Raw genomic sequence first — 24,233 nt, forward strand, 5'->3', positions numbered from 1 at the left:
TATCTCCTTTGAAAGGGGTCAGCCCAGGTACTTCAAGCCCAGGCTGGTAAACAGGCAGAGCATCGAGAACACCAACGCCTTGCGTACCACTTCATTGCCTTTGCGCAGGGCCAGGGCGCTGCCCAGGTGGTTGCCGAGGATGTTGCAGGCCACCAGCGGTAGCGCCAGCAGGTAGACGACCTTGCCCGCCATGACGAACGCCACCAGTGCGCCGATGTTGGAGGCGAAGTTGAAGGTCTTGGAATTGGCGGAGCTGGAGACCAGGTCCATGCGCAGCAGGTAGTGGAACGCGATGATGAACATGCTGCCGGTGCCGGGGCCGAAGAAGCCGTCGTAGAAGCCGATGGCCAGGCAGGTCAGCGGAACCACGGTGAACAGCATGCGCGGCGACAGCTCGCGCTCCTCCACCGGGCGGTCCTTGGGGGTGAGGAAGATGAGGATGCCGAACGGGATCAGCGCCAGGATGATCTTGCCCACGGTTTCCTGGGGGATCGACACGATCAGGTGCGCGCCCAGGTAAGCCCCGAGCAATGAAAACGGCACACCGACCAGCGCCACCTGCCAGACCATCTTGCTGTTGGCCAGGAAGTTGCGGATGGCCGCGAGGGTGCCCAGGGTGCTCACCAGCTTCTCTTGCCCCAGGGCAACCTGCGGCGGCATGCCCACCAGCAGAAAGCCCGGCACCAGAAACAGCCCGCCACCCCCGGCGATGCTGTCGACAAAGCCTGCAACGAATGCGATGGCGCCCAGCATCAGGATCGCCAACAACCAGTGTTCCGCCCAGAAGGCGCCTAACAGTTCCATATCGGTACGTCCGTCGAGTCAGTAAAAAGAATCAGGAGAGCACTTCGTAAAGGTGATCGGCCCGGGCGAAATGCACGCGGTTCAGGTCGTTGACCGCGAACAGCCGCAGCAGCCAGCGGTCGGCGCCATCGTTCTGTGGCTCGAAACCATCGCGGGCATGCAGCACACGCTGGTTCTTGAAGACCATGAAGTCGCCCGGCAGCAGCAGGTGGGGTTCGTCGAAGCGACGGGTTTCCAGCACGCTGCGCAGGCTGGCCAGTGCCTGCTCGGCCCGCAGGTTGAGGCCGTGGGTGTTTTCGCTGTCGAAACGGCACAACCATTCACCGGCATGGCCGCGCACCAGTACAGGGAGTTCGGCCGTGCAACGGCGGTTGCCGCTAAAGGAGTCGGGGCGGCGGATCTCGAACTGAGGCAGGCACAGTTCGCGTACGGTGGCCGCGGGCAGTGCCGCCACCACGGCATCGAGGCTCACCAGTGTGGTACTGATGCGCGGGTCGCAGCGCATGCCGAAGAACGACAGGTATTCCGGGCAGCAAGACGTGTCGCCGAGCGGCTCGGATGACAGTGGCAGGTCCGGGTTGTCCACATGATAGGAGAAGCGCAGCTTCGAGCCATGGGAGCTCTTGTGGCTGGAAGAATGACGCGAAGGAATGACATGGCGGAACAGCCGACCATCGTTCTCACCCTCGTAGACCACCGGGTTGATCCCCATCAGGCTCTGCATGGTCAGGCTGACCAGGCAGGCAACCGGCGTGCTGCGCGGGCTGAGTACGCCCGAATAAGGCGTGGGTGGGATGTCACGGTCACGCGGGCAATTGCGCACGATCATGCTGGTCAGGTACGGGTCCGTGACAAAGTCACGGATCTGTTGGCAAAGCGCCTTGCCCAGCACGTCCTGGGCCTGGTCCTTGAGCTGTGGATAAAGCTCCTTGCTCGTCTCGAAGTCGAGCGGTGTGTTGTTCAGCAAGGTTTGCCAGGCGCTGGAGATGACCCAGGGCAGACGGATCTCCAGTGAGGCTTGTAGCTCGGCGCCTTGATGCAGGTGTGCACTTTCCATTTGCAGTGATATTCCATGTTGCTGGCTTGAGGCCAGTCGGTGTCGGCGGCAGATGTTTATGTTTTTGAAGCCGGTCACAGCGGGACGATGCAAGCGGCTGAAGCCGGCAAGAGGCCAGCGAATTGCATCGACGCAATCATTGTAATTACAAAAATAACGTCGATTCAATCCATTTTCCAAAAGGCGAAGACATACAATTAAGTCGATTCAATCAACTTATTGATTTCAAAAGGTTTCTGTAAGGCGTGGCGAAACGGCGCTGGATGCAGACCGGATTTATTTCGATCAAGGCCTCGATTCAAGGTCGTCGACCGACTGATCGATGCGATTCAATCAAGGCAATTTACACGTAAGAAAACACAATTACTTCCATCATACCTTTCGTGCTAGGCTTCCGCGTTCTCGCAGATTCTGGTGCCATTTCTATGTGGGTTCCTCGCTACAGCGACCTGGCGCAGCCGGTCTACCTGATGATCGCCGACGCCCTGGAGCAGGACATCGGCAGCGGCCGGCTGGTGGCTGGCGAACGCTTGCCAACCCTCAAGGACCTGGCCGAGTCACTGGACGTGACACCCGGCACCATTGGCCGAGCCTATGACGAAGCCGCCAAGCGTGGCCTGGTGGTGGGTGAGGTCGGACGCGGGACTTTCGTGCTGCCGCAACGCCAGGCGCAGCCCCCTGCCCCGCCTGCACCTGCACGGCCCAGCCCCAGCAGCGCCGAGCGCGAGAGCGGGCAGATCGATCTGTCGATCATCAAGCCCAATGACGCCCACATGACCGATTGGCTGCGCGGCGCCATCAACGAACTGGCCCAGTCGCCCGACCTGGCCCAGGTGCTGGACTATGTCACCGAGGGCGGCCATGCGACCCACAAGCAGGCTGGAGCGGCCTGGATCCAGCGCTGGCTGCCCGAAGCCCGCTGGCAGCAGGTGGTGCTGACGTCGGGCGCCCAGCATGGCTTGCTAGTAGCCATCAGCAGCCTGTCGAAGAGCGACGACGTGGTGCTGTGCGAATCGTTCTGCTACCCAGGCATCATCTCCCTGGCCCACAGCATGGGGCGTCGCCTGCGAGGCGTGGCCATGGACGAATTCGGGCTGATTCCCGAGGCGCTGCGTGCGGCATGCCTGGAACATCGCCCCTCGCTGCTGGTGTGCGTCACCACGCACCAGAACCCGACCAACTCGATCATGCCCCATGCGCGGCGCGAGGCCATCGCCCAGATCGCTCGCGAGTTTGACCTGTTCATCGTCGATGACGACATCTATGGTTTTCTCGAACCCGCCCCGGACTACAAGCCGCTTGCCGCGTATGCCCCTGAGCGGTCGGTGTACCTCACCAGCCTGTCCAAGAGCGTGCTGCCGGCACTGCGTATCGGCTACCTGTATGCCCCGCCGCAAACCCTCTCGCGGCTATCATCGATGGTACGCAGCAGTGTCTGGATGCCATCGCCATTGATGGCGCAACTGGCCAGCAACCTGATCAACAGCGGCATGGCCGATCAGCTGGTGCAGGTGCAGCAGGAGCAAGCAGCTGCGCGTCAGCACATGGCGCGAGAAATCTTGGGCAAGTACAGGATCCGCAGCCAGCCCAACAGCTTCCATATCTGGTTGGAGTTGCCCGAGCCCTGGACCAGCGACGAGTTCGCCAACCTGGCGCGCAACAATGGCGTCACGGTGGTCAGCGGCAGCCAGTTCCTGCCCGAGCGCAACCATGCCACCTGTGGCGTGCGCATTGCCTTGATGTCTCCCAGCCGCCAGGAGCTGGGCTTTGCCCTGACCAAACTGGCGAGCCTGCTGGATTCACCGGAGCCGCGGTTGTTCTATTGAGCGGCATGCTGCACCGCTCTGCCTCCCGCTCGGCACTTTCGGAAAAGGACTACATCAGATTCGCTTGAAACTGACTAGGTTGAGGCAAACTCCGACAAAGGGATCTGTCCTCATGAATTTCAAGACGTTCTGCCTGAGTGTACTCGTCGCCGGCTCAGGCACCATTGCCCCAAGTCCTGCAGCCGCCTCGGGTGAAAATCCTTCGCCACTCACGTCACTACAAGCGCGAAAAATGACCGCGGCCGCCGAACGAGCGGCCACTGCCCAGGGCTATGCGATCGTCATCAGCATCATCGACAACCATGGCAACCTGAAACACTTCCACCGCATGGACGGCACCAGCAGCGGCAGCATCAAGGTAGCGCAACTCAAGGCTTCGACCTCTGCCCGCTTCCCCTTGTCTTCACGCGCACTTGGCGAACGCAGCTCCGCACACCCGGCCAACCCCTATGCATCATTACCGGGGTTCACGTTGCTGGAAGGAGGCCTGCCGATCATGGACAAGAACGGCATGCATATCGGCGGTATTGGCATCAGTGGTGCCACGCCGGAGCTGGATGCACAGTTTGCTCAGGCGGCGCTGGATAGCGATGCCTGAACAGGCATAAAAAAACCCAAGGCAACTGCCCTGGGTTTCTGTTCCAGCTAGACGCCTTGCCGCTCGATCAGAACGGAATATCGTCATCGAAGCTGTCAAAGTCAGCCGCCGGCTGCGGCGCAGGCTGCTGCGGCGCCGGGCGCTGTTGCTGCTGCGGGCGCTGAGCCTGCTGGCGTGGCGGAGCTTGGTTGTACTGTTGCTGCTGGCCGCCACCGTAGTTGCCGCCACCCTGGTTGTACGGGTCACCGCCCTGCTGCTGGCCCTGCGGACGACCGCCGAGCAGCTGCATGGTGCCGTTGATGTCGACGATGATCTCGGTGGTGTAGCGCTTGATGCCGTCCTTTTCCCACTCGCGGGTCTGCAGCTTGCCTTCGATGTAGCACTGCGAACCTTTGCGCAGGTACTCGCCGGCGATTTCGGCAACCTTGCCGAACAGCGACACACGGTGCCACTCGGTACGCTCGACCTTCTGGCCCGACTGCTTGTCGGTCCACTGCTCGCTGGTGGCCAGGCTCAGGTTGGTCACGGCGTTACCGTTGGGCAGGTAGCGGACTTCGGGATCCTGGCCACAGGTGCCGACCAGAATGACTTTGTTAACCCCACGGGCCATAACGTTCTCCTAGGCTTCGCACGCCGAAGAGGCTGGATTCACCAGTCGCTCGAGGGTCGCACGGTCCAAAATTTTCGTATCCAGTTTGATATAGATGGCGGCTTCATCTGCCACCACCACGGCGTCGGTCACACCCGGCACGGCCATCAGGCGCTCGGTCAAGCCGGCTTCCCGAACGGCCTCTGGCGTCAGCGGCATGCGCAGGCTGGTCACATAGGGCGGCTCGTTCATGCGCAAGGCGACGACCAACCAGATGGCACACAGGATTGCGCAACCAAGGAACACCATGTTCAGCCCGCCGTGCTGGAACAGCCAGCCACCGAGGATGCCTCCCAGGGCAGCGCCGAGGAACTGGCTGGTGGAATACACCCCCATCGCCGTCCCCTTGCCACCAGCAGGCGACACCTTGCTCACCAGCGAAGGCAACGAGGCCTCCAGCAGGTTGAATGCGGTAAAGAATACCACGGTGCCAATCACCAGTCCGCGCAAACCGTCAGCCCACTGCCAGAAGAACACTTCCGTCAGCAGCAGGACACTGACCGCACCAGCCAGGACGCGTTTCATCTTGCGCTTTTTTTCGCCGTAGATGATGAACGGGATCATTGCAAAAAATGAGATCAGCAGCGCGGTCAGGTACACCCACCAGTGCTGCTCCTTGGGCAGATCTCCGCGTTCGACGAAGGCCAGGGGCAGCGCGACGAAGCTGGCCATGAGGATGGCGTGGAGGATGAAAATGCCTGCATCCAGGCGCAGAAGGTCCGGATGACGCAGGGTCGGGCCGAGGGCCTGGCGCGCCACACCCGACTCGCGGTGCTGCAATGTGCTGTGGGTATTGGGCACGACGAAGGCGATCAGCAGGATACCAACCAGGGCAAGTCCTGCAGTGGCCAGGAACAATCCTGACAAGCCGAAGTGGCTTGTCAGCAATGGGCCTGTGACCATGGCGACGGCAAACGACAGGCCGATGCTCATGCCGATCATCGCCATCGCCTTGGTCCGGTGCTGCTCGCGGGTCAGGTCCGAGAGCAAAGCCATGACCGCCGCGGAAATCGCCCCGGCCCCCTGCAGGATACGCCCGGCGATCACCCCCCAGATGGTGTCTGCCTGAGCCGCCAGCAGGCTACCCAGGGCAAACACCACCAGCCCCAGGTAAATGACTGGCCGGCGGCCTATGCGGTCGGAAATCATCCCGAACGGGATCTGCAATACCGCCTGGGTCAGGCCATAGGCGCCTATGGCCAGGCCGATCAGCGCAGGGGTAGCGCCGGCCAGGTCCATGCCGTAGGTGGCCAGCACCGGCAAGACCATGAACATGCCCAGCATACGAAAGGCAAAGACCAGGGCCAGGCCGCCAGCAGCGCGGGTTTCGCCGCTGCTCATGCGCTCGTTGTGGGTGTCGTGCATGGATAAACCTCGTGTGAACCGGCGGCGATTCTATCAGTCCGACAGCTTGACGGCATCTACGCGACGCTTTGCCGCGTACTGGCAGCGCGCCGTATACTTCCTTGTTTATGCCCGCCGAGCGAGGCCGCAGTGGACAAGATCCTGATTCGTGGGGCACGTACCCACAACCTGAAGAACATCGACCTGACCCTGCCGCGGGACAAGCTTATCGTGATCACCGGCCTGTCCGGATCCGGCAAGTCGTCCCTGGCGTTCGACACACTCTACGCCGAAGGCCAGCGCCGCTACGTGGAATCGCTGTCGGCCTATGCCCGGCAATTCCTGTCGATGATGGAAAAGCCCGACGTCGACACCATCGAAGGCCTGTCGCCGGCGATTTCCATCGAGCAGAAGTCGACATCGCACAACCCAAGGTCAACGGTCGGCACCATCACCGAGATCTACGACTACCTGCGCCTGCTGTACGCCCGCGTCGGTACGCCGCGCTGCCCGGACCACGACATCCCTCTGGAAGCGCAAACGATCAGCCAGATGGTCGACCTGGTACTGGAGCGCCCGGAAGGCAGCAAGCTGATGCTGCTGGCGCCGGTCGTGCGCGAGCGCAAGGGTGAGCACCTGGCGGTATTCGACGAGTTGCGCGCCCAAGGCTTCGTGCGTGCACGGGTCAACGGCAAGCTTCATGAGCTGGACGAACTGCCGAAGCTGGACAAGCAGAAGAAGCACAGCATCGACGTGGTAGTGGACCGTTTCAAGGTCCGCGCCGACCTGCAACAGCGCCTGGCCGAATCGTTCGAAACCGCGCTGAAGCTCGCTGACGGCATCGCCTTGGTAGCGCCCATGGACGACGAGCCCGGCGAAGAGATGATCTTCTCCGCGCGCTTCGCCTGCCCGGTGTGTGGCCACGCGATCAGCGAGCTGGAGCCGAAGCTGTTCTCCTTCAACAACCCGGCCGGTGCCTGCCCGACCTGCGACGGCCTCGGGGTGAAGCAGTTCTTCGATACCAAGCGCCTGGTCAACAGCGAGCTGACCCTGGCCGAAGGCGCGATTCGCGGCTGGGACCGGCGCAACGTGTATTACTTCCAGATGCTCGGCTCGCTGGCAGCGCATTATGGCTTCAGCCTGGAAGAGCCGTTCGGTGAACTGTCCGCCGAGCACCAGAAGGTGATCCTTCAAGGCAGCGGCAAGCAGAGCGTCGACTTCAAGTACCTCAACGACCGCGGCGATATCGTCAAGCGCTCGCACCCGTTCGAAGGCATAGTGCCGAACCTCGAACGCCGCTACCGCGAAACCGAGTCGGCCACCGTGCGTGAAGAGCTGGCCAAGTTCCTCGGCACCCAGCCCTGCCCGGACTGTCGCGGCACCCGCCTGCGCCGCGAAGCCCGCCACGTGTGGGTTGGCGAGAAAACCCTGCCAGCGGTGACCAACCTGCCGATCGGTGAGGCCAGCAGCTATTTCGCTGACCTGAGCCTGACCGGCCGGCGCGGCGAAATCGCGGCAAAGATCCTCAAGGAGATTTGCGAGCGCCTGCAGTTCCTGGTCAACGTCGGCCTCGACTACCTGACCCTCGACCGCAGTGCCGATACGCTGTCTGGCGGTGAGGCCCAGCGTATCCGCCTGGCCAGCCAGATTGGTGCCGGCCTGGTCGGGGTCATGTACATCCTCGACGAACCGTCCATCGGCCTTCATCAACGGGACAACGACCGCCTGCTGGCCACCCTCAACCACCTGCGCGACCTGGGCAACACGGTGATCGTGGTTGAACACGACGAGGACGCCATACGTCTGGCCGACTACGTGGTGGACATCGGCCCAGGTGCCGGCGTGCACGGTGGCCAGATCGTCGCTGAGGGCTCGCCACAGGAGGTCATGGACCACCCTGACTCGCTGACCGGCAAGTACCTGTCCGGGCGCAAGAAGATCGTCGTGCCCGCCAAGCGCACCCCGCGCGACAAGAAACTGCAGCTAAAGCTCAAGGGCGCACGTGGCAACAACCTGCAGAACGTCGACCTGGAAATCCCGATCGGCCTGCTGACCTGCGTGACCGGCGTATCCGGCTCTGGCAAGTCGACGTTGATCAACAACACGCTGTTCCCCCTCGCGGCCACCGCCCTGAACGGCGCGAGCACCCTGGAAGCCGCGCCGCACACCAGCATGGATGGCCTGCAGCACCTGGACAAGGTCGTGGATATCGACCAGAGCCCGATCGGCCGCACACCGCGCTCGAACCCGGCTACCTACACCGGTATCTTCACGCCGATTCGCGAGCTGTTCTCCGGCGTACCGGAATCGCGCTCGCGCGGCTACGGTCCGGGGCGCTTCTCGTTCAACGTCAAGGGTGGCCGTTGCGAGGCCTGCCAGGGGGATGGCCTTATCAAGGTCGAGATGCACTTCCTGCCGGACATCTACGTGCCCTGCGACGTTTGCAAGAGCAAGCGCTACAACCGCGAAACCCTGGAGATCAAGTACAAGGGCAAGAACATCCACGAAGTGCTGGAAATGACCATCGAGGATGCCCGTGCGTTCTTCGATGCGGTACCAGCGTTGGCGCGCAAGCTGCAGACGCTGATGGACGTGGGGCTTTCGTACATCAAGCTGGGGCAATCGGCGACCACCCTGTCCGGTGGCGAGGCACAACGTGTGAAGCTCTCTCGCGAGTTGTCCAAGCGTGACACCGGCAAGACCCTCTACATCCTCGACGAGCCGACCACCGGCCTGCACTTCGCCGACATCCAGCAGCTGCTGGACGTTCTGCATCGCCTGCGTGACCACGGCAACACCGTGGTAGTGATCGAGCACAACCTGGATGTGATCAAGACTGCCGACTGGCTGGTGGACCTGGGGCCGGAGGGTGGTTCCAAGGGCGGGCAGATCATCGCCTGCGGGACGCCTGAGGAGCTGACCAAGATGAAGCAGTCTTATACCGGGCACTACCTCAAGCCGCTGCTGGAGCGTGACCGGGCCTGACGGTTGGCGCTGGCGTGAAAAAGCCCCTGGTACCGTTGGTGCCAGGGGCTTTTTCATGACGCTGTGGATAACTTACATCTGCGACTGCAGGTAATTCTCCAGGCCGATGGCCTTGATCAGACCCTGCTGCTTCTCCAGCCAGTAGGTGTGATCTTCTTCGGTATCAGCCAACTGCGCGCGCAGGATGTCGCGGCTGATGTAGTCCTTGTGCAGTTCGCACAACTCGATGCCTTTGCACAGAGCGCCACGCACCTTGTACTCGAGCTTGAGGTCGGCCTCGATCATTTCCGGCACGGTGCTGCCCACTTCGAGATCATCCGCGCGCATGTCCGGAGTGCCTTCGAGCATGAGGATACGACGCATCAGGGCATCAGCGTGCTGCGTCTCTTCTTCCATCTCGTGGTTGATACGCTCGTAGAGCTTGGTCAGGCCCCAGTCTTCGTACATGCGCGAGTGGATGAAGTACTGATCGCGAGCGGCCAGTTCGCCCTTCAGCAATGTGACGAGGTAGTTGATAACGTCCGGGTGACCTTGCATCGCCCTGCTTCTCCCTGTGAAAACGACTAATGCACATAGTGTGAACCAGCTTTTGCGCGCGGTCACTGAAAAATGCGCAATTAGAAGCAAAAAATCGGTTAAACAGTAGTGATATTCATTGAAAAACCGCCCAAATGAGGGCGGTTCTTCTTATCACTTCGACTTAGGCGAGATTCACCCCCAATGCCTTGGCGATGCCTTCGCCGTAGGCCGGGTCAGCCTTGTAGAAGTACTGCAACTGGCGCTGAATCACATCTTCGCTGACGCCCGCCATGGCGCCGGCGATATTACTGATCAGCAGCGCCTTCTGCTCGTCACTCATCAGGCGGAACAGCGCGCCGGCGTGGCTGTAGTAATCGTTGTCCTCGCGGTGATTGTGACGGTCCGCCGCACCGCTGAGAGCCAGTGCGGGTTCGGCGTAGCGTGGCGACTGCTTTGGCGCATCAGCGTGGCTGTTGGGCTCGTAGTTCGGCGCACTGCCGTAACTGCCCATGGCCATCGAACCATCGCGCTGGTAGCTGTTCACCGGGCTACGTGGGGCGTTCACCGGCAGTTGCTGGTGGTTGGTACCCACACGGTAGCGGTGTGCATCGGCGTAAGCGAATACGCGGCCCTGCAGCATGCGGTCTGGCGACAAGCCAACACCCGGGACCATGTTGCTCGGGCCGAATGCCGCCTGCTCCACTTCGGCGAAATAGTTGAGCGGGTTGCGGTTGAGCTCCAGCACACCGACTTCGATCAGCGGGTAGTCTTTTTGCGACCAGGTCTTGGTCACATCGAACGGGTTCTCGTCGCGGTTGGCCGCCTCGGCCTCGCTCATCACCTGGATGCACACGGTCCAGCGCGGGAAGTCACCACGCTCGATAGCCTCGAACAGGTCACGCTGGGCGTAGTCCGGATCGGTGCCGGCCAGGCGCGCTGCATCGGCCGGAGTCAGGTTCTTGATACCTTGCTGAGTCTTGAAGTGCCACTTGACCCAAGTGCGCTCGCCTTGGCCATTGACCAGGCTGTAGGTGTGGCTGCCAAACCCGTGCATATGCCGGTAACCGTCTGGAATGCCGCGGTCGGAGAACAGGATCGTGACCTGGTGCAGGGCCTCGGGCGAATGCGACCAGAAGTCCCACATCATCTGGGCGTTCTTCAGGTTGGTTTGCGGGTGGCGCTTCTGGGTGTGGATAAAATCCGGGAACTTGAGCGGATCTCGGATGAAGAACACCGGGGTGTTGTTGCCCACGATGTCCCAGTTGCCTTCCTCGGTGTAGAACTTGACCGCAAAGCCACGCGGATCGCGCTCGGTATCTGCCGAGCCACGCTCGCCACCAACCGTCGAGAAGCGCAGGAAGGTCTCGGTCTGCTTGCCAATCTGTTCGAACAGCTTGGCACTGGTGTACGAGGTGATATCGCGGGTGACGGTGAAGGTACCGTAGGCACCCGAGCCTTTCGCATGCACACGACGCTCAGGGATGTTCTCGCGGTTGAAGTGGGCAAGCTTTTCGATCAGGTGGAAGTCGTCGAGCAGCAGCGGGCCACGCGGGCCGGCGGAGCGGGAATTCTGGTTGTCGGCTACAGGTGCACCGCTGGCGGTGGTGAGAAGTTTGCTCATGGGCTCTCCTTATCGGTCTTCGAGTGCCGGCTAAACGGCTTGGGAAGAAGTATCGATGAGCGGTCACCTCAGAACAAATTCATTACATGAGTTACATCAATAGAAATAAACAATACCTGCAAGAACAAAAAACCGGGCACTAGGCCCGGTTCTTTGTAGCAGACAGAACGTCTTACTCAGCAGCTTCTACAGCACCGCCGACCGGACGATCAACCAGCTCGACGTACGCCATAGGCGCGTTGTCGCCAGCGCGGAAACCGCACTTCAGGATCCGCAGGTAGCCGCCCTGACGGGTGGCGTAACGCTTGCCCAGGTCGTTGAACAGTTTGCCAACAGCGGACTTCGAACGGGTACGATCGAAGGCCAGACGACGGTTAGCAACGCTGTCTTCCTTGGCCAGGGTGATCAGCGGCTCGGCAACGCGGCGCAGTTCCTTGGCTTTCGGCAGGGTGGTTTTGATCAGCTCGTGCTCGATCAACGACACTGCCATGTTCTGGAACATAGCCTTGCGGTGAGAGCTGGTACGGCTCAGGTGACGTCCACTTTTACGATGACGCATGATTCATTCCTTACCAAACACTACGTTCGGTGATTACGACGATCAGGCGGTCGCCTTGTCGTCTTTCTTAAGACTTGCAGGCGGCCAGTTGTCGAGGCGCATGCCGAGAGACAGACCACGAGAGGCCAGGACGTCCTTGATTTCAGTCAGGGACTTCTTGCCCAGGTTAGGAGTCTTCAACAGCTCTACTTCGGTACGCTGAATCAGGTCGCCGATGTAGTAGATGTTCTCCGCCTTGAGGCAGTTGGCCGAACGTACAGTCAGTTCCAGGTCGTCAACCGGGCGCAGCAGGATCGGATCGATCTCGTCTTCCTGCTCGACTACGACAGGCTCGCTGTCACCCTTGAGGTCGACGAACGCGGCCAACTGCTGTTGCAGGATGGTCGCAGCGCGGCGGATAGCCTCTTCAGGATCCAGGGTGCCGTTGGTTTCCAAATCAATGACCAGCTTGTCCAGGTTGGTACGCTGTTCAACACGGGCGTTTTCGACCACATAGGCGATACGACGCACCGGGCTGAACGAAGCGTCCAGCTGCAGACGGCCAATGCTACGGCTTTCGTCTTCGTCGGTTTGACGGGAGTCAGCCGGCTCGTAACCACGACCACGAGCTACGGTGAGCTTCATGTTCAGGGCGCCGTTGGACGCCAGGTTCGCGATTACGTGATCGGGGTTGACGATCTCGACATCGTGATCCAGCTGAATATCGGCAGCGGTAACCACCCCCGAACCCTTTTTCGACAAGGTCAGCGTAACTTCGTCACGACCGTGCAGTTTGATAGCCAGGCCTTTCAGGTTCAACAGGATTTCAATGACGTCTTCCTGAACACCTTCGATCGCGGAGTACTCGTGGAGTACGCCATCGATCTCGGCCTCGACTACTGCACAGCCAGGCATGGAAGACAACAGGATGCGGCGCAGCGCGTTGCCCAGGGTATGGCCGAAACCACGCTCGAGAGGCTCGAGCGTAATCTTGGCGCGGGTCGGACTGACTACCTGCACATCAATATGGCGGGGAGTCAGGAACTCATTTACCGAAATCTGCATGGATGCACCTATTTTCTAGCCCTTACTTGGAGTAGAGCTCGACAATCAGGTTTTCGTTGATGTCGGCAGACAGATCGCCACGAGCAGGAACGTTCTTGAAAACGCCCGACTTCTTAGCAGAATCTACGTCTACCCACTCAACGCGGCCACGCTGGGCGCACAGTTCAAGGGCTTGAACAATGCGCAGCTGGTTCAGCGACTTCTCGCGAACCGCGACCACGTCACCCGGACGAACTTGGTAGGATGGAATGTTTACAGTCTTACCGTTGACGCTGATCGCCTTGTGCGAAACCAGCTGACGGGATTCGGAACGAGTCGAACCGAAGCCCATACGGTAAACGACGTTATCCAGACGGCACTCGAGCAGTTGCAGCAGGTTCTCACCAGTTGCGCCTTTTTTCGAGGCAGCAGCTTGGTAGTAACCGCGGAACTGACGCTCCAGAACACCGTAGATACGACGGACTTTCTGCTTCTCGCGCAGCTGGGTACCGTAGTCGGACTGACGGCCACGGCGCTGACCGTGGATACCTGGGGCTGCTTCGATGTTGCACTTCGATTCCAGAGCGCGAACGCCGCTCTTCAGGAACAGGTCGGTGCCTTCACGACGAGACAGTTTGCATTTTGGACCAATGTAACGTGCCATTCTTCTGTCTCCTGATTACACGCGACGCTTCTTCGGCGGACGGCACCCGTTGTGCGGGATAGGCGTCACGTCGGTGATGCTGGCGATCTTGTAGCCGCAGCTGTTCAATGCACGAACGGCGGATTCACGACCTGGACCTGGGCCCTTGACGTTGACGTCGAGGTTCTTCAGACCATATTCCAGCGCAGCTTGACCAGCACGCTCAGCAGCGATCTGAGCTGCGAACGGGGTGGATTTGCGCGAACCACGGAAACCCGAACCACCGGAAGTAGCCCAGGACAATGCGTTGCCCTGACGGTCGGTGATGGTCACGATGGTGTTGTTGAAAGACGCATGGATGTGGGCGATGCCATCAACCACTGTCTTTTTGACTTTTTTACGAGGACGAGCAGCAGGTTTTGCCATGTCTATATTCCTGGGCGATTACTTGCGGATCGGCTTACGCGGGCCCTTACGGGTGCGTGCGTTGGTCTTGGTGCGCTGACCGCGAACCGGCAGACCTTTACGATGACGCAGGCCGCGGTAGCAACCCAGGTCCATCAAGCGCTTGATCTTCATGTTGATGTCACGACGCAGGTCACCTTCGGTGGTGAACTTCGCGACTTCGCCACGCAGGGTTTCGATTTGCTCGTCGCTCAGATCCTTGATCTTTGCGGCTGGGTTGACACCAGCGTCTGCACAGATCTTCTGTGCAGTAGTGCGACCGACACCATAGATGTAGGTCAGCGAGATAACAGTATGCTTGTTATCTGGAATGTTGACGCCTGCAATACGGGCCATTCAGTGGGACTCCAATTGACAGCTACCTACGCCCCGGAAGCCAAGAAATAGGGCGCGAGATAATATCGCTGTAGAAACGAATAATCAACCCAGCAGCACACTAGCTGCTGGGTTTGAAGCGCAGATCACACTCAGCCTTGGCGCTGTTTGTGACGCGGTTCCGCGCTGCAGATCACTCGTACGACGCCTTCGCGACGGATGATCTTGCAGTTGCGGCACAGCTTTTTCACCGATGCACGAACTTTCATTACCGACTCCTCGAACCTTAGGGGCGTATCAGCGCAGCAGACCGCTGCCACCGTAGCCTTTCAGGTTGGCTTTCTTCATCAGGGATTCGTACTGGTGCGAAACGAGGTGCGATTGTACTTGGGACATGAAGTCCATCACAACCACTACCACAATCAGCAACGAGGTCCCGCCAAGGTAGAACGGCACATTTGCTGCCACCACCAGGAACTGGGGCAGAAGGCAGACGGCCATCATGTAAAGAGCACCGAACATGGTCAGACGAGTCAGAACGCCATCAATGTAGCGTGCGGACTGCTCACCAGGACGGATACCCGGAATAAAGGCACCGGACTTCTTCAGGTTTTCCGCTACGTCTTTCGGGTTGAACATCAACGCTGTGTAGAAGAAGCAGAAGAAAATGATCCCTGCACTAAACAGCAGAATGTTCAACGGCTGACCAGGAGCGATCGACTGCGAGATGTCCTGCAGCCAGCCCATACCTTCGGACTGACCGAACCAGGCACCCAGCGAAGCCGGGAACAGCAGAATGCTGCTCGCGAAAATGGCCGGGATAACCCCTGCCATGTTCACCTTCAGCGGCAAGTGGCTGGTCTGCGCGGCAAAGACCTTGCGGCCCTGCTGACGCTTGGCGTAGTGAACGGCGATACGACGCTGACCACGCTCAATGAACACCACGAAACCGATGATCGCTACTGCAAGCAAACCGATTGCGACCAGGGCGAAAATGTTGATATCGCCTGTGCGTGCAGACTCGAAAGACTGCCCGATTGCTCTCGGAAGACCGGCAACGATACCTGCGAAGATCAACATCGAGATACCGTTACCCACACCGCGCTCGGTGATCTGCTCACCCAGCCACATCATGAACATCGCGCCTGCCACGAAGGTGGAGACAGCAACGACATAGAAGCCGAGCCCTACAGAAAACGCCACGCCCTGGTTGGCCAGGCCAATGGACATGCCAATGGCTTGAACCAGTGCCAGGATAACGGTGCCGTAGCGGGTGTACTGGCTGATCTTGCGACGGCCAGCTTCACCTTCCTTCTTCAACTGCTCCAGTTGCGGGCTGACCGCCGTCATCAGCTGCATGATGATCGATGCCGAGATGTACGGCATGATCCCCAATGCAAAGATGCTCATGCGCTCGAGCGCGCCACCGGAAAACATGTTGAACAAGCTAAGAATGGTCCCCTCATTCTGCCGAAACAGATCCGCCAGACGGTCTGGATTGATGCCAGGAACCGGGATATGCGCACCTATCCGATAGACGATGATCGCCATGAACAGAAAGCGCAGACGAGCCCAGAGTTCCGACATCCCGCCCTTACCGAGCGAAGAGAGAGCACCTTGCTTAGCCATTTATTCCTCGAATTTGCCGCCAGCTGCTTCGATAGCCGCACGCGCACCCTTGGTGGCTGCGATGCCCTTGATGGTGACTGCGCGAGTGACTTCGCCAGACAGCATGATTTTCACACGCTGTACGTTCTGACCAATCACGTTGGCGTCCTTCAGGGACTGTACGGAAACCACGTCGCCTTCCACCTTGGCCAGCTCGGACAGACGCACTTCAGCGCGGTCCATGGCTTTCAGGGAAACGAAGCCGAATTTCGGCAGACGACGGTGCAGCGGCTGTTGACCGCCTTCGAAGCCAGGAGCGATCGAACCACCGGAACGGGAGGTCTGACCTTTGTGGCCACGGCCGCCGGTCTTACCCAGACCGCTACCGATACCACGACCTGGACGATGCTTCTCGCGACGGGAACCCGGCGCTGGACTCAGATCATTGAGTTTCATCGATTAACCCTCGACCTTCAGCATGTAGTAAGCCTTGTTGATCATCCCGCGGTTCTCGGGAGTATCCTGGACTTCTACAGTGTGACCGATGCGACGCAGACCCAGACCTTTAACGCACAGTTTGTGGTTAGGCAGGCGGCCCGAGACGCTCTTGATCAGCGTTACTTTTACGGTTGCCATGATTAGAAGATCTCCTCAACGCTCTTGCCGCGCTTGGCAGCAATGGACTCAGGAGATTGCATGGCTTTCAGACCCTTGAAGGTGGCGTAAACCACGTTCACTGGGTTGGTCGAACCGTAGCACTTGGCCAGGACGTTCTGAACACCAGCAACTTCCAGGACGGCACGCATTGCACCGCCGGCGATGATACCGGTACCTTCCGAAGCAGGCTGCATGTAAACCTTCGAGGCGCCGTGGGCAGCCTTGGTGGCGTACTGCAGGGTGGTGCCCTTCAGGTCAACCTGGATCATGTTGCGACGTGCAGCTTCCATGGCTTTCTGGATCGCAGCAGGTACTTCGCGCGACTTGCCACGGCCAAAACCAACGCGACCCTTGCCATCACCCACCACGGTCAGTGCGGTGAAGGTGAAGATACGGCCGCCTTTTACGGTTTTAGCTACGCGGTTAACTTGAACCAGCTTCTCGATGTAGCCTTCGTCGCGCTTTTGATCGTTATTTGCCATAACTTAGAACTCCAGCCCGCCTTCACGAGCAGCATCAGCCAGCGCTTTGACGCGGCCATGGTACTTGAAGCCGGAACGGTCAAAGGCAACTTGAGATACACCGGCGGCTTTCGCGCGCTCAGCTACCAGCTTGCCAACCTTAGTGGCCGCGTCGATGTTGCCAGTGGCGCCATCACGCAGGTCTTTGTCCAAGGTCGAGGCGCTTGCCAGAACCTTGCTGCCGTCGGCCGAAATGACCTGGGCGTAGATGTGCTGCGAGGAGCGGAACACGCACAGGCGCACGACTTCGAGTTCGTGCATCTTGAGACGTGCTTTGCGAGCGCGACGCAGTCGAATAACTTTTTTGTCGGTCATTTGCTAGGCCCTACTTCTTCTTGGCTTCTTTACGACGGACTGCTTCGTCCGCGTAACGCACACCCTTGCCTTTGTAAGGCTCTGGCGGACGGAACCCGCGGATTTCAGCGGCCACCTGACCTACCAGCTGCTTGTCGATACCCTTGATCAGGATGTCGGTCTGGCTAGGAGTTTCAGCGGTGATGCCGGCTGGCAGTTCGTAATCCACTGGGTGAGAGAAGCCCAGGGCCAGGTTCAGGACGGTGCCTTTGGCCTGTGCCTTGTAACCAACACCGACCAGCTGGAGCTTGCGCTCGAAGCCTTGGCTTACGCCTTGGACCATGTTGTTGACCAGAGCGCGGGTAGTACCGGCCATGGCGCGAGCTTGCTGGTCACCATTGCGAGCGACGAAACGCAGCTCACCAGACTCTTCGGTAACTTCAACAGACGAGTGAACGTTCAGTTCGAGAGTACCTTTGGCACCCTTCACCGAAAGCTGCTGGCCGGCGAATTTGACTTCGACACCAGAAGGCAGCTTAACGGGGTTCTTAGCGACGCGAGACATGTCTATCCCCCCTTAGAACACTGTGCAGAGAACTTCGCCGCCGACACCGGCAGCGCGCGCAGCGCGATCAGTCATCACACCTTTGTTGGTGGAGACAATAGACACGCCCAGGCCGCCACGTACTTTCGGCAGCTCAGCGACGGACTTGTACTGGCGCAGGCCTGGACGGCTGGAGCGCTTCAGTTCCTCGATGACCGGACGGCCTTCGAAGTACTTCAGTTCGATCGACAGGGAAGGCTTGGCTTCACCAGTAACCTGGTAGCCAGCGATGTAACCTTCGTCCTTCAGAACTTTGGCAACCGCGACCTTCAGGGTGGAGGAAGGCATGCTTACGACGGACTTTTCAGCCATCTGGGCATTACGGATGCGAGTTAGCATGTCCGCTAACGGGTCCTGCATACTCATGGGCTAGATGCTCCTGATACAAGAAATATTAGCCTTGCGGCTATCACAACCACCCGAGCGGGCAGGGTAAAAAACCCAGGCTCAGGTGAGCCGGTCATTCTAGACATAAGGCAGAAACGAAACAAGCCCCACGAGGGGGCTTGTTTGTTGGCGAGGTCACCGATGGTCGGAAGATTGCTCCCCGTCCACCGGGATCACACCTGCAGGGATTACCAGGAGGCTTTGACCAGACCCGGTACGTCACCGCGCATTGCAGCTTGACGCAGCATGTTACGGCCCAGGCCGAACTTACGGTATACACCGTGAGGACGACCAGTCAGGCGGCAACGGTTGCGCAGACGCGCAGCGCTGGCATCACGTGGCTGCTTCTGCAGAGCGACAACGGCAGCGAAACGCTCTTCTGGAGAGGCGTTCAGGTTGACGATGGTCGCTTTCAGCTCAGCACGCTTTTTGGCGAACTTGGCTACCGTGAGCTGACGCTTCAGCTCGCGGTTTTTCATGCTCTTCTTGGCCATTTTCCTACTCCAATCAGTTGCGGAACGGGAATTTGAATGCACGCAGCAGAGCGCGGCCTTCGTCATCCGAACGAGCAGTGGTGGTCAGGGTGATGTCCAAACCGCGCAGAGCATCGATCTTGTCGTAGTCGATTTCCGGGAAGATGATCTGCTCTTTCACGCCCATGCTGTAGTTGCCACGGCCATCGAAGGACTTGGCATTCAGGCCGCGGAAGTCGCGTACCCGAGGCAGGGAGATCGCCAGCAGGCGGTCCAGGAATTCGTACATCTTGTCGCTACGCAGGGTCACCTTGACGCCGATCGGCCATCCTTCACGGACTTTGAAGCCCGCGATGGATTTACGAGCGAAAGTCACGACCGGCTTTTGACCGGTGATCTTTTCCAGGTCGGCAACAGCGTGCTCGATGACTTTCTTGTCGCCGATCGCTTCGCCCAGACCCATGTTCAGGGTGATCTTGGTAACGCGCGGAACTTCCATCACGTTCGACAGCTTAAGTTCTTCCTTAAGCTTAGGAGCGATTTCGTTCCGGTAAATCTCTTTCAGTCGTGCCATGGTCTTCTACCTAGCAGTGTTCAAGCATCAACCGCTTTTTGGGTCGACTTGAAGACACGAATTTTCTTACCGTCTTCTACTTTGAAACCAACGCGGTCAGCCTTGTTGGTTTCGCCGTTGAAGATGGCAACGTTGGAAGCGTGCAGAGGCGCTTCTTTTTCGACGATACCGCCCTGAACGCCCGCCATCGGGTTAGGCTTGGTATGACGCTTGACCAGGTTCACACCACCGACGACCAGACGGTCATCAGCCAGAACCTTCAGCACCTTACCGCGCTTACCTTTGTCTTTGCCGGCGATCACGATGATCTCGTCGTCACGACGAATCTTTTGCATGTCGGATCTCCTTACAGCACTTCAGGGGCGAGCGAGACGATCTTCATGAACTTCTCAGTACGAAGTTCACGGGTCACTGGCCCGAAGATGCGAGTGCCGATCGGCTCTTGCTTGGTGTTCAGCAGAACAGCAGCGTTGCCGTCGAAACGAATGATGGAACCGTCAGCGCGACGTACACCGTGACGGGTACGGACGACAACAGCAGTCATCACTTGGCCTTTTTTGACCTTACCGCGTGGAATTGCTTCCTTGACGGTTACTTTGATGATGTCACCGATGCCGGCGTAACGGCGGTGCGAACCGCCGAGAACCTTGATGCACATGACGCGACGAGCGCCGCTGTTATCGGCCACATCGAGCATGGATTGAGTCTGAATCATAAAATTTCTCCGACCCCTAGCCCTTAGACTTCAACAGCGCGTTCGAGGACTTCAACCAGTGCCCAGGACTTGGTCTTGGCCAGCGGACGGGTTTCACGGATGGAAACCTTGTCGCCGATTTTGCACTGGTTGGATTCGTCGTGCGCGTGCAGCTTAGTCGAACGCTTAACGTATTTACCGTAGATCGGGTGCTTTACGCGACGCTCGATCAGAACGGTGATGGTCTTGTCCATTTTGTCGCTGACGACACGGCCAGTCAGCGTACGGACGGTTTTTTCAGCTTCAGCCATGATCACTTACCTGCCTGCTGGTTAAGCACAGTTTTCACGCGAGCGATGTCACGCTTAACTTGCGAGAGCAGGTGCGACTGCCCCAACTGGCCAGTTGCCTTCTGCATACGCAGATTGAACTGGTCGCGCAGCAAGCCGAGCAGTTGCTCATTCAGTTGCTGTGCAGATTTTTCACGAAGTTCATTCGCTTTCATCACATCACCGTCCGCTTAACAAAGGAGGTGGCGAGAGGCAGCTTTGCAGCAGCCAGGGCGAAAGCTTCGCGCGCCAGCTCTTCAGAAACACCCTCGATCTCGTACAGGACTTTGCCTGGCTGGATCTGGGCAACCCAGTATTCCACGGAACCTTTACCTTTACCCATACGAACCTCGAGAGGCTTCTTGGAGATCGGCTTGTCCGGGAACACACGGATCCAGATCTTGCCGCCACGCTTCACGTGACGGGTCAGCGCACGACGTGCGGACTCGATCTGGCGAGCGGTGAGGCGACCGCGAGCAACAGCTTTCAGGGCGAATTCGCCGAAGCTGACTTTGCTACCGCGCAGTGCCAGACCACGGTTGTGGCCAGTCATCTGCTTGCGGAATTTTGTACGCTTTGGTTGCAACATTTGGCGTACCCCTTACTTAGCAGCTTTTTTACGAGGCGCTGGTGCTTGTGGTTTCAGTTCTTCTTGGCGACCACCAATAACTTCGCCTTTGAAGATCCAAACCTTCACACCGATCACACCGTAAGTGGTGTGAGCTTCGTAGGTGTTGTAGTCGATATCGGCACGCAGGGTGTGCAGCGGCACACGACCTTCGCGATACCACTCGGTACGAGCAATCTCAGCACCGCCGAGACGACCGCTCACCTGGATCTTGATGCCCTTGGCACCAATACGCATGGCGTTCTGTACGGCGCGCTTCATGGCGCGACGGAACATTACGCGGCGTTCCAGCTGCTGAGCTACGCTCTGCGCAACCAGCATAGCGTCGAGTTCCGGCTTGCGGATCTCTTCGATGTTGATGTGCACAGGCACACCCATCTGCTTGGTCAGGTCCTGACGCAGCTTCTCGACATCTTCACCTTTCTTCCCGATAACGATACCTGGACGAGCGGTGTGGATGGTGATGCGTGCAGTTTGAGCCGGACGATGAATATCGATACGGCTTACGGACGCGCTTTTTAGTTTGTCTTGGAGGTACTCACGCGTTTTCAGATCCTTCAACAGGTAATCTGCGTAAGTAGCACCGTCTGCGTACCAGACGGAGGTGTGCTCCTTGACGATTCCCAGGCGAATGCCAGTGGGATGTACTTTCTGACCCATCTGATCGACTCCGTTACTTGTCCGCAACCTTGACAGTGATATGGCAAGACCGCTTGACGATGCGATCAGCACGGCCCTTGGCACGTGGCATGATGCGCTTCAGCGAACGCCCTTCGTTGACGAAGACGGTGGAGACCTTCAGGTCATCAACGTCTGCGCCTTCGTTGTGTTCGGCGTTGGCTACGGCCGACTCGAGGACTTTCTTCATGATTTCAGCGGCTTTTTTGCTGCTGAAGGCCAACAGGTTGAGCGCTTCGCCCACCTTCTTCCCGCGGATCTGGTCGGCGACCAAGCGGGCTTTCTGGGCGGAGATGCGAGCGCCCGACAACTTAGCGGCTACTTCCATTTCCTTACCCCTTAACGCTTGGCTTTCTTGTCAGCCACGTGCCCGCGATAGGTGCGGGTACCGGCGAACTCGCCCAGTTTGTGGCCGACCATGTCTTCGTTCACGAGAACTGGGACATGCTGACGACCGTTGTGAACCGCGATGGTCAGACCGACCATTTGTGGCAGGATCATCGAACGGCGCGACCAGGTTTTAACTGGCTTGCGATCGTTCTTCTCCACCGCCACTTCGACCTTCTTCAACAGGTGAAGATCGATAAAAGGACCTTTTTTCAGAGAACGTGGCACTGTCGTATCCCTCTAGTTACTTGCGACGACGGACGATCATGTTGTCGGTACGCTTATTACCGCGGGTCTTCGCACCCTTGGTTGGGAAGCCCCATGGCGATACCGGATGACGACCACCGGAGGTACGACCTTCACCACCACCATGTGGGTGGTCAACCGGGTTCATGGCAACACCACGAACGGTTGGGCGAACGCCGCGCCAGCGTTTGGCACCAGCTTTACCCAGCGAACGCAGGCTGTGCTCGGAGTTCGAGACTTCACCCAGGGTCGCACGGCACTCAGCCAGGACTTTACGCATTTCACCAGAGCGCAGACGCAGGGTCACGTAGACACCTTCACGAGCGATCAGCTGAGCCGAAGCACCAGCGGAACGTGCGATCTGAGCACCTTTACCCGGCTTCAGTTCGATGCCGTGAATGGTGCTACCTACTGGAATGTTGCGCAGCTGCAGGGAGTTACCGGCCTTGATTGGGGCCAGGGCACCTGCGATCAGCTGGTCGCCAGCGCTCACGCCTTTAGGGGCGATGATGTAGCGACGCTCACCGTCTGCGTAGCACAGCAGGGCGATGTGAGCAGTACGGTTTGGATCGTATTCGATACGCTCGACAGTGGCTGGGATGCCATCTTTGTCGTTGCGACGGAAGTCGACCAGACGGTAATGCTGCTTATGACCACCACCAACGTGACGAGTGGTAATGCGGCCATTGTTGTTACGACCACCAGACTTCGATTTTTTCTCGATCAGCGGTGCGTGAGGAGCGCCTTTGTGCAGCTCCTTGTTGACCACCTTGACCACGAAACGGCGGCCAGGGGAAGTCGGTTTGCATTTAACGATTGCCATGATGCACCCCTTCCTTACTCAGCACTGCTGCTGAAATCGAGATCTTGGCCTGGCTGAAGGGAGACGATCGCCTTCTTCCAGTCATTACGCTTGCCCAGACCACGTGCGGTACGCTTGGTTTTACCCAGAACGTTAACAGTCGACACGTTTTCAACTTTTACGTTGAACAGGCCTTCGACAGCTTTCTTGATTTCCAGCTTGGTTGCATCGGTAGCAACCTTGAATACGAACTGGCCTTTTTTCTCAGCCAGAACGGTAGCCTTCTCGGAAACGTGCGGGCCAAGGAGGACTTTGAATACGCGTTCCTGGTTCATCCCAGCAGCTCCTCGAATTTCTTCACGGCCGAGACGGTGATCAACACCTTCTCGTATGCGATCAGACTGACCGGGTCGGAACCTTGAACGTCACGTACATCGACGTGCGGCAGGTTGCGAGCAGCCAGGTACAGGTTCTGATCAACAGCGTCGGAAACGATCAGTACGTCGTTCAGACCCATGCCGTTCAGCTTGTTCAGCAGATCTTTGGTTTTCGGCGCTTCAACAGCGAAGTCCTGAACCACGACCAGACGGTCGCTACGCACCAGCTCAGCGAGGATGGAGCGCAGGGCTGCGCGGTACATCTTCTTGTTGAGCTTCTGCGAGTGATCTTGAGGACGAGCTGCGAAGGTTACACCACCGCCACGCCAGATCGGACCACGAGTGGTACCAGCACGAGCACGGCCAGTACCCTTCTGACGCCATGGGCGCTTACCGCCACCGGCCACGTCGGAACGGGTCTTCTGCTGCTTGGTGCCCTGACGGCCGCCAGCCATGTAGGCTACGACTGCTTGGTGTACCAGCGTCTCGTTGAATTCGCCACCGAAAGCCAGTTCGGAAACTTCGATCGCCTGAGCGTCATTTACATTAAGTTGCATGTCAGTATC

35 protein-coding genes are annotated in these 24,233 nt (G+C 58.8%); 3 read left to right on the forward strand and 32 right to left on the reverse strand.

What is annotated here, in order from left to right; translation table 11 throughout:
- Positions 1 to 18 precede the first annotated feature (18 nt).
- Together ACTORR_RS11175 and ACTORR_RS11180 are read right to left on the reverse strand one after the other, a co-directional pair.
- Positions 19 to 804, reverse strand: a complete 786-nt coding sequence (locus tag ACTORR_RS11175) for a sulfite exporter TauE/SafE family protein (RefSeq protein ID WP_286934010.1) — start codon at positions 802 to 804, stop codon at positions 19 to 21.
- 31 nt (positions 805 to 835) lie between these two features.
- Positions 836 to 1,861, reverse strand: coding sequence for a TauD/TfdA family dioxygenase (locus tag ACTORR_RS11180; protein WP_286934011.1), 1,026 nt, complete (start codon positions 1,859 to 1,861; stop codon positions 836 to 838).
- Between the two features lie 425 nt (positions 1,862 to 2,286).
- Here ACTORR_RS11180 and ACTORR_RS11185 point away from each other — a divergent pair, with 425 nt between their 5' ends.
- Together ACTORR_RS11185 and ACTORR_RS11190 are read left to right on the forward strand one after the other, a co-directional pair.
- Positions 2,287 to 3,687 (forward strand): aminotransferase-like domain-containing protein, encoded by a 1,401-nt coding sequence (locus tag ACTORR_RS11185; protein WP_286934012.1) that lies wholly within the window; start codon positions 2,287 to 2,289, stop codon positions 3,685 to 3,687.
- 112 nt (positions 3,688 to 3,799) lie between these two features.
- Positions 3,800 to 4,285, forward strand: coding sequence for a GlcG/HbpS family heme-binding protein (locus ACTORR_RS11190; RefSeq protein WP_082433645.1), 486 nt, complete (start codon positions 3,800 to 3,802; stop codon positions 4,283 to 4,285).
- A gap of 67 nt (positions 4,286 to 4,352) precedes the next feature.
- Here ACTORR_RS11190 and ACTORR_RS11195 read toward each other — a convergent pair whose 3' ends face one another.
- Positions 4,353 to 4,895 (reverse strand): single-stranded DNA-binding protein, encoded by a 543-nt coding sequence (locus tag ACTORR_RS11195; protein ID WP_085677073.1) that lies wholly within the window; start codon positions 4,893 to 4,895, stop codon positions 4,353 to 4,355.
- Between the two features lie 9 nt (positions 4,896 to 4,904).
- Positions 4,905 to 6,299 (reverse strand): MFS transporter, encoded by a 1,395-nt coding sequence (locus tag ACTORR_RS11200; RefSeq protein WP_054887030.1) that lies wholly within the window; start codon positions 6,297 to 6,299, stop codon positions 4,905 to 4,907.
- Between the two features lie 129 nt (positions 6,300 to 6,428).
- Here ACTORR_RS11200 and uvrA point away from each other — a divergent pair, with 129 nt between their 5' ends.
- Complete coding sequence (gene uvrA, locus ACTORR_RS11205; RefSeq protein ID WP_286934014.1) at positions 6,429 to 9,263, forward strand: excinuclease ABC subunit UvrA; 2,835 nt, start codon at positions 6,429 to 6,431, stop codon at positions 9,261 to 9,263.
- A gap of 72 nt (positions 9,264 to 9,335) precedes the next feature.
- Here the strand turns inward: uvrA and bfr are convergent, their stop codons facing one another.
- From bfr to rplD, 28 genes are all read right to left on the reverse strand, one after another.
- Positions 9,336 to 9,800 (reverse strand): bacterioferritin, encoded by a 465-nt coding sequence (gene bfr / locus ACTORR_RS11210; RefSeq protein WP_016715322.1) that lies wholly within the window; start codon positions 9,798 to 9,800, stop codon positions 9,336 to 9,338.
- 163 nt (positions 9,801 to 9,963) lie between these two features.
- Complete coding sequence (locus ACTORR_RS11215) at positions 9,964 to 11,403, reverse strand: catalase (RefSeq protein ID WP_099814599.1); 1,440 nt, start codon at positions 11,401 to 11,403, stop codon at positions 9,964 to 9,966.
- A gap of 172 nt (positions 11,404 to 11,575) precedes the next feature.
- Positions 11,576 to 11,962, reverse strand: a complete 387-nt coding sequence (rplQ, locus tag ACTORR_RS11220) for a 50S ribosomal protein L17 (protein ID WP_003255451.1) — start codon at positions 11,960 to 11,962, stop codon at positions 11,576 to 11,578.
- Positions 11,963 to 12,004: 42 nt separating this feature from the next.
- Positions 12,005 to 13,006 carry a DNA-directed RNA polymerase subunit alpha gene (locus ACTORR_RS11225; protein ID WP_003255452.1) on the reverse strand — a complete coding sequence of 334 codons (1,002 nt, stop codon included), beginning with the start codon at positions 13,004 to 13,006 and terminating at the stop codon, positions 12,005 to 12,007.
- A gap of 22 nt (positions 13,007 to 13,028) precedes the next feature.
- Entirely contained in the window at positions 13,029 to 13,649 is a 621-nt protein-coding gene (gene rpsD / locus ACTORR_RS11230; RefSeq protein ID WP_027917844.1) for a 30S ribosomal protein S4, read from the reverse strand.
- A gap of 15 nt (positions 13,650 to 13,664) precedes the next feature.
- Positions 13,665 to 14,054: a 30S ribosomal protein S11 gene (gene rpsK, locus ACTORR_RS11235; RefSeq protein ID WP_003255454.1), complete on the reverse strand. Its 390-nt coding sequence runs from the start codon at positions 14,052 to 14,054 to the stop codon at positions 13,665 to 13,667.
- Positions 14,055 to 14,072: 18 nt separating this feature from the next.
- Positions 14,073 to 14,429: a 30S ribosomal protein S13 gene (gene rpsM, locus ACTORR_RS11240; RefSeq protein ID WP_003255457.1), complete on the reverse strand. Its 357-nt coding sequence runs from the start codon at positions 14,427 to 14,429 to the stop codon at positions 14,073 to 14,075.
- A gap of 131 nt (positions 14,430 to 14,560) precedes the next feature.
- On the reverse strand, positions 14,561 to 14,677 hold the full coding sequence (rpmJ, locus tag ACTORR_RS11245; protein ID WP_002555468.1) for a 50S ribosomal protein L36: 117 nt from the start codon (positions 14,675 to 14,677) through the stop codon (positions 14,561 to 14,563).
- 28 nt (positions 14,678 to 14,705) lie between these two features.
- Positions 14,706 to 16,037, reverse strand: a complete 1,332-nt coding sequence (gene secY, locus ACTORR_RS11250) for a preprotein translocase subunit SecY (protein WP_016393394.1) — start codon at positions 16,035 to 16,037, stop codon at positions 14,706 to 14,708.
- Positions 16,038 to 16,472: a 50S ribosomal protein L15 gene (rplO, locus tag ACTORR_RS11255; protein ID WP_023382625.1), complete on the reverse strand. Its 435-nt coding sequence runs from the start codon at positions 16,470 to 16,472 to the stop codon at positions 16,038 to 16,040.
- A gap of 3 nt (positions 16,473 to 16,475) precedes the next feature.
- Positions 16,476 to 16,652, reverse strand: coding sequence for a 50S ribosomal protein L30 (gene rpmD / locus ACTORR_RS11260; RefSeq protein ID WP_003255463.1), 177 nt, complete (start codon positions 16,650 to 16,652; stop codon positions 16,476 to 16,478).
- Positions 16,653 to 16,654: 2 nt separating this feature from the next.
- On the reverse strand, positions 16,655 to 17,155 hold the full coding sequence (gene rpsE / locus ACTORR_RS11265) for a 30S ribosomal protein S5 (RefSeq protein WP_003255465.1): 501 nt from the start codon (positions 17,153 to 17,155) through the stop codon (positions 16,655 to 16,657).
- A 3-nt stretch (positions 17,156 to 17,158) separates the two neighbouring features.
- Entirely contained in the window at positions 17,159 to 17,509 is a 351-nt protein-coding gene (gene rplR / locus ACTORR_RS11270) for a 50S ribosomal protein L18 (RefSeq protein ID WP_003255467.1), read from the reverse strand.
- 10 nt (positions 17,510 to 17,519) lie between these two features.
- A complete protein-coding gene (rplF, locus tag ACTORR_RS11275) occupies positions 17,520 to 18,053 on the reverse strand; it encodes a 50S ribosomal protein L6 (RefSeq protein ID WP_054887033.1) in 534 nt (177 codons plus the stop codon).
- 12 nt (positions 18,054 to 18,065) lie between these two features.
- Complete coding sequence (gene rpsH, locus ACTORR_RS11280) at positions 18,066 to 18,458, reverse strand: 30S ribosomal protein S8 (protein ID WP_009681971.1); 393 nt, start codon at positions 18,456 to 18,458, stop codon at positions 18,066 to 18,068.
- A gap of 209 nt (positions 18,459 to 18,667) precedes the next feature.
- Positions 18,668 to 18,973, reverse strand: a complete 306-nt coding sequence (gene rpsN, locus ACTORR_RS11285; RefSeq protein WP_012316516.1) for a 30S ribosomal protein S14 — start codon at positions 18,971 to 18,973, stop codon at positions 18,668 to 18,670.
- 13 nt (positions 18,974 to 18,986) lie between these two features.
- A complete protein-coding gene (gene rplE / locus ACTORR_RS11290; RefSeq protein ID WP_003255474.1) occupies positions 18,987 to 19,526 on the reverse strand; it encodes a 50S ribosomal protein L5 in 540 nt (179 codons plus the stop codon).
- A gap of 20 nt (positions 19,527 to 19,546) precedes the next feature.
- A complete protein-coding gene (gene rplX / locus ACTORR_RS11295; protein WP_016715319.1) occupies positions 19,547 to 19,861 on the reverse strand; it encodes a 50S ribosomal protein L24 in 315 nt (104 codons plus the stop codon).
- 11 nt (positions 19,862 to 19,872) lie between these two features.
- Positions 19,873 to 20,241: a 50S ribosomal protein L14 gene (gene rplN, locus ACTORR_RS11300; RefSeq protein ID WP_008089810.1), complete on the reverse strand. Its 369-nt coding sequence runs from the start codon at positions 20,239 to 20,241 to the stop codon at positions 19,873 to 19,875.
- Positions 20,242 to 20,264: 23 nt separating this feature from the next.
- A complete protein-coding gene (gene rpsQ / locus ACTORR_RS11305; RefSeq protein ID WP_008089812.1) occupies positions 20,265 to 20,531 on the reverse strand; it encodes a 30S ribosomal protein S17 in 267 nt (88 codons plus the stop codon).
- Between the two features lie 2 nt (positions 20,532 to 20,533).
- The gene (rpmC, locus tag ACTORR_RS11310; protein WP_002555481.1) at positions 20,534 to 20,725 is read right to left on the reverse strand and encodes a 50S ribosomal protein L29; all 192 of its coding nucleotides are present in this window, start codon (positions 20,723 to 20,725) and stop codon (positions 20,534 to 20,536) included.
- A complete protein-coding gene (gene rplP / locus ACTORR_RS11315; protein ID WP_003255479.1) occupies positions 20,725 to 21,138 on the reverse strand; it encodes a 50S ribosomal protein L16 in 414 nt (137 codons plus the stop codon). The genes rpmC and rplP overlap by 1 nt, the downstream gene beginning before the upstream one ends.
- A 12-nt stretch (positions 21,139 to 21,150) precedes the next feature.
- Positions 21,151 to 21,837, reverse strand: a complete 687-nt coding sequence (gene rpsC / locus ACTORR_RS11320; protein ID WP_003255481.1) for a 30S ribosomal protein S3 — start codon at positions 21,835 to 21,837, stop codon at positions 21,151 to 21,153.
- Positions 21,838 to 21,850: 13 nt separating this feature from the next.
- A complete protein-coding gene (gene rplV, locus ACTORR_RS11325) occupies positions 21,851 to 22,183 on the reverse strand; it encodes a 50S ribosomal protein L22 (protein WP_003103908.1) in 333 nt (110 codons plus the stop codon).
- A gap of 11 nt (positions 22,184 to 22,194) precedes the next feature.
- Positions 22,195 to 22,470, reverse strand: coding sequence for a 30S ribosomal protein S19 (gene rpsS / locus ACTORR_RS11330; RefSeq protein WP_003255482.1), 276 nt, complete (start codon positions 22,468 to 22,470; stop codon positions 22,195 to 22,197).
- A 16-nt stretch (positions 22,471 to 22,486) separates the two neighbouring features.
- Positions 22,487 to 23,311: a 50S ribosomal protein L2 gene (gene rplB, locus ACTORR_RS11335; RefSeq protein WP_003255483.1), complete on the reverse strand. Its 825-nt coding sequence runs from the start codon at positions 23,309 to 23,311 to the stop codon at positions 22,487 to 22,489.
- Positions 23,312 to 23,325: 14 nt separating this feature from the next.
- The gene (gene rplW, locus ACTORR_RS11340; protein ID WP_003255484.1) at positions 23,326 to 23,625 is read right to left on the reverse strand and encodes a 50S ribosomal protein L23; all 300 of its coding nucleotides are present in this window, start codon (positions 23,623 to 23,625) and stop codon (positions 23,326 to 23,328) included.
- Positions 23,622 to 24,224, reverse strand: coding sequence for a 50S ribosomal protein L4 (rplD, locus tag ACTORR_RS11345; RefSeq protein ID WP_027917846.1), 603 nt, complete (start codon positions 24,222 to 24,224; stop codon positions 23,622 to 23,624). Before rplD ends, rplW begins: the two co-directional genes overlap by 4 nt.
- Positions 24,225 to 24,233: the final 9 nt, after the last annotated feature.

The sequence above is a fragment of the Pseudomonas sp. SAR267 genome (assembly GCF_052077595.1).
GTDB classification, from domain to species: domain Bacteria; phylum Pseudomonadota; class Gammaproteobacteria; order Pseudomonadales; family Pseudomonadaceae; genus Aquipseudomonas; species Aquipseudomonas vlassakiae.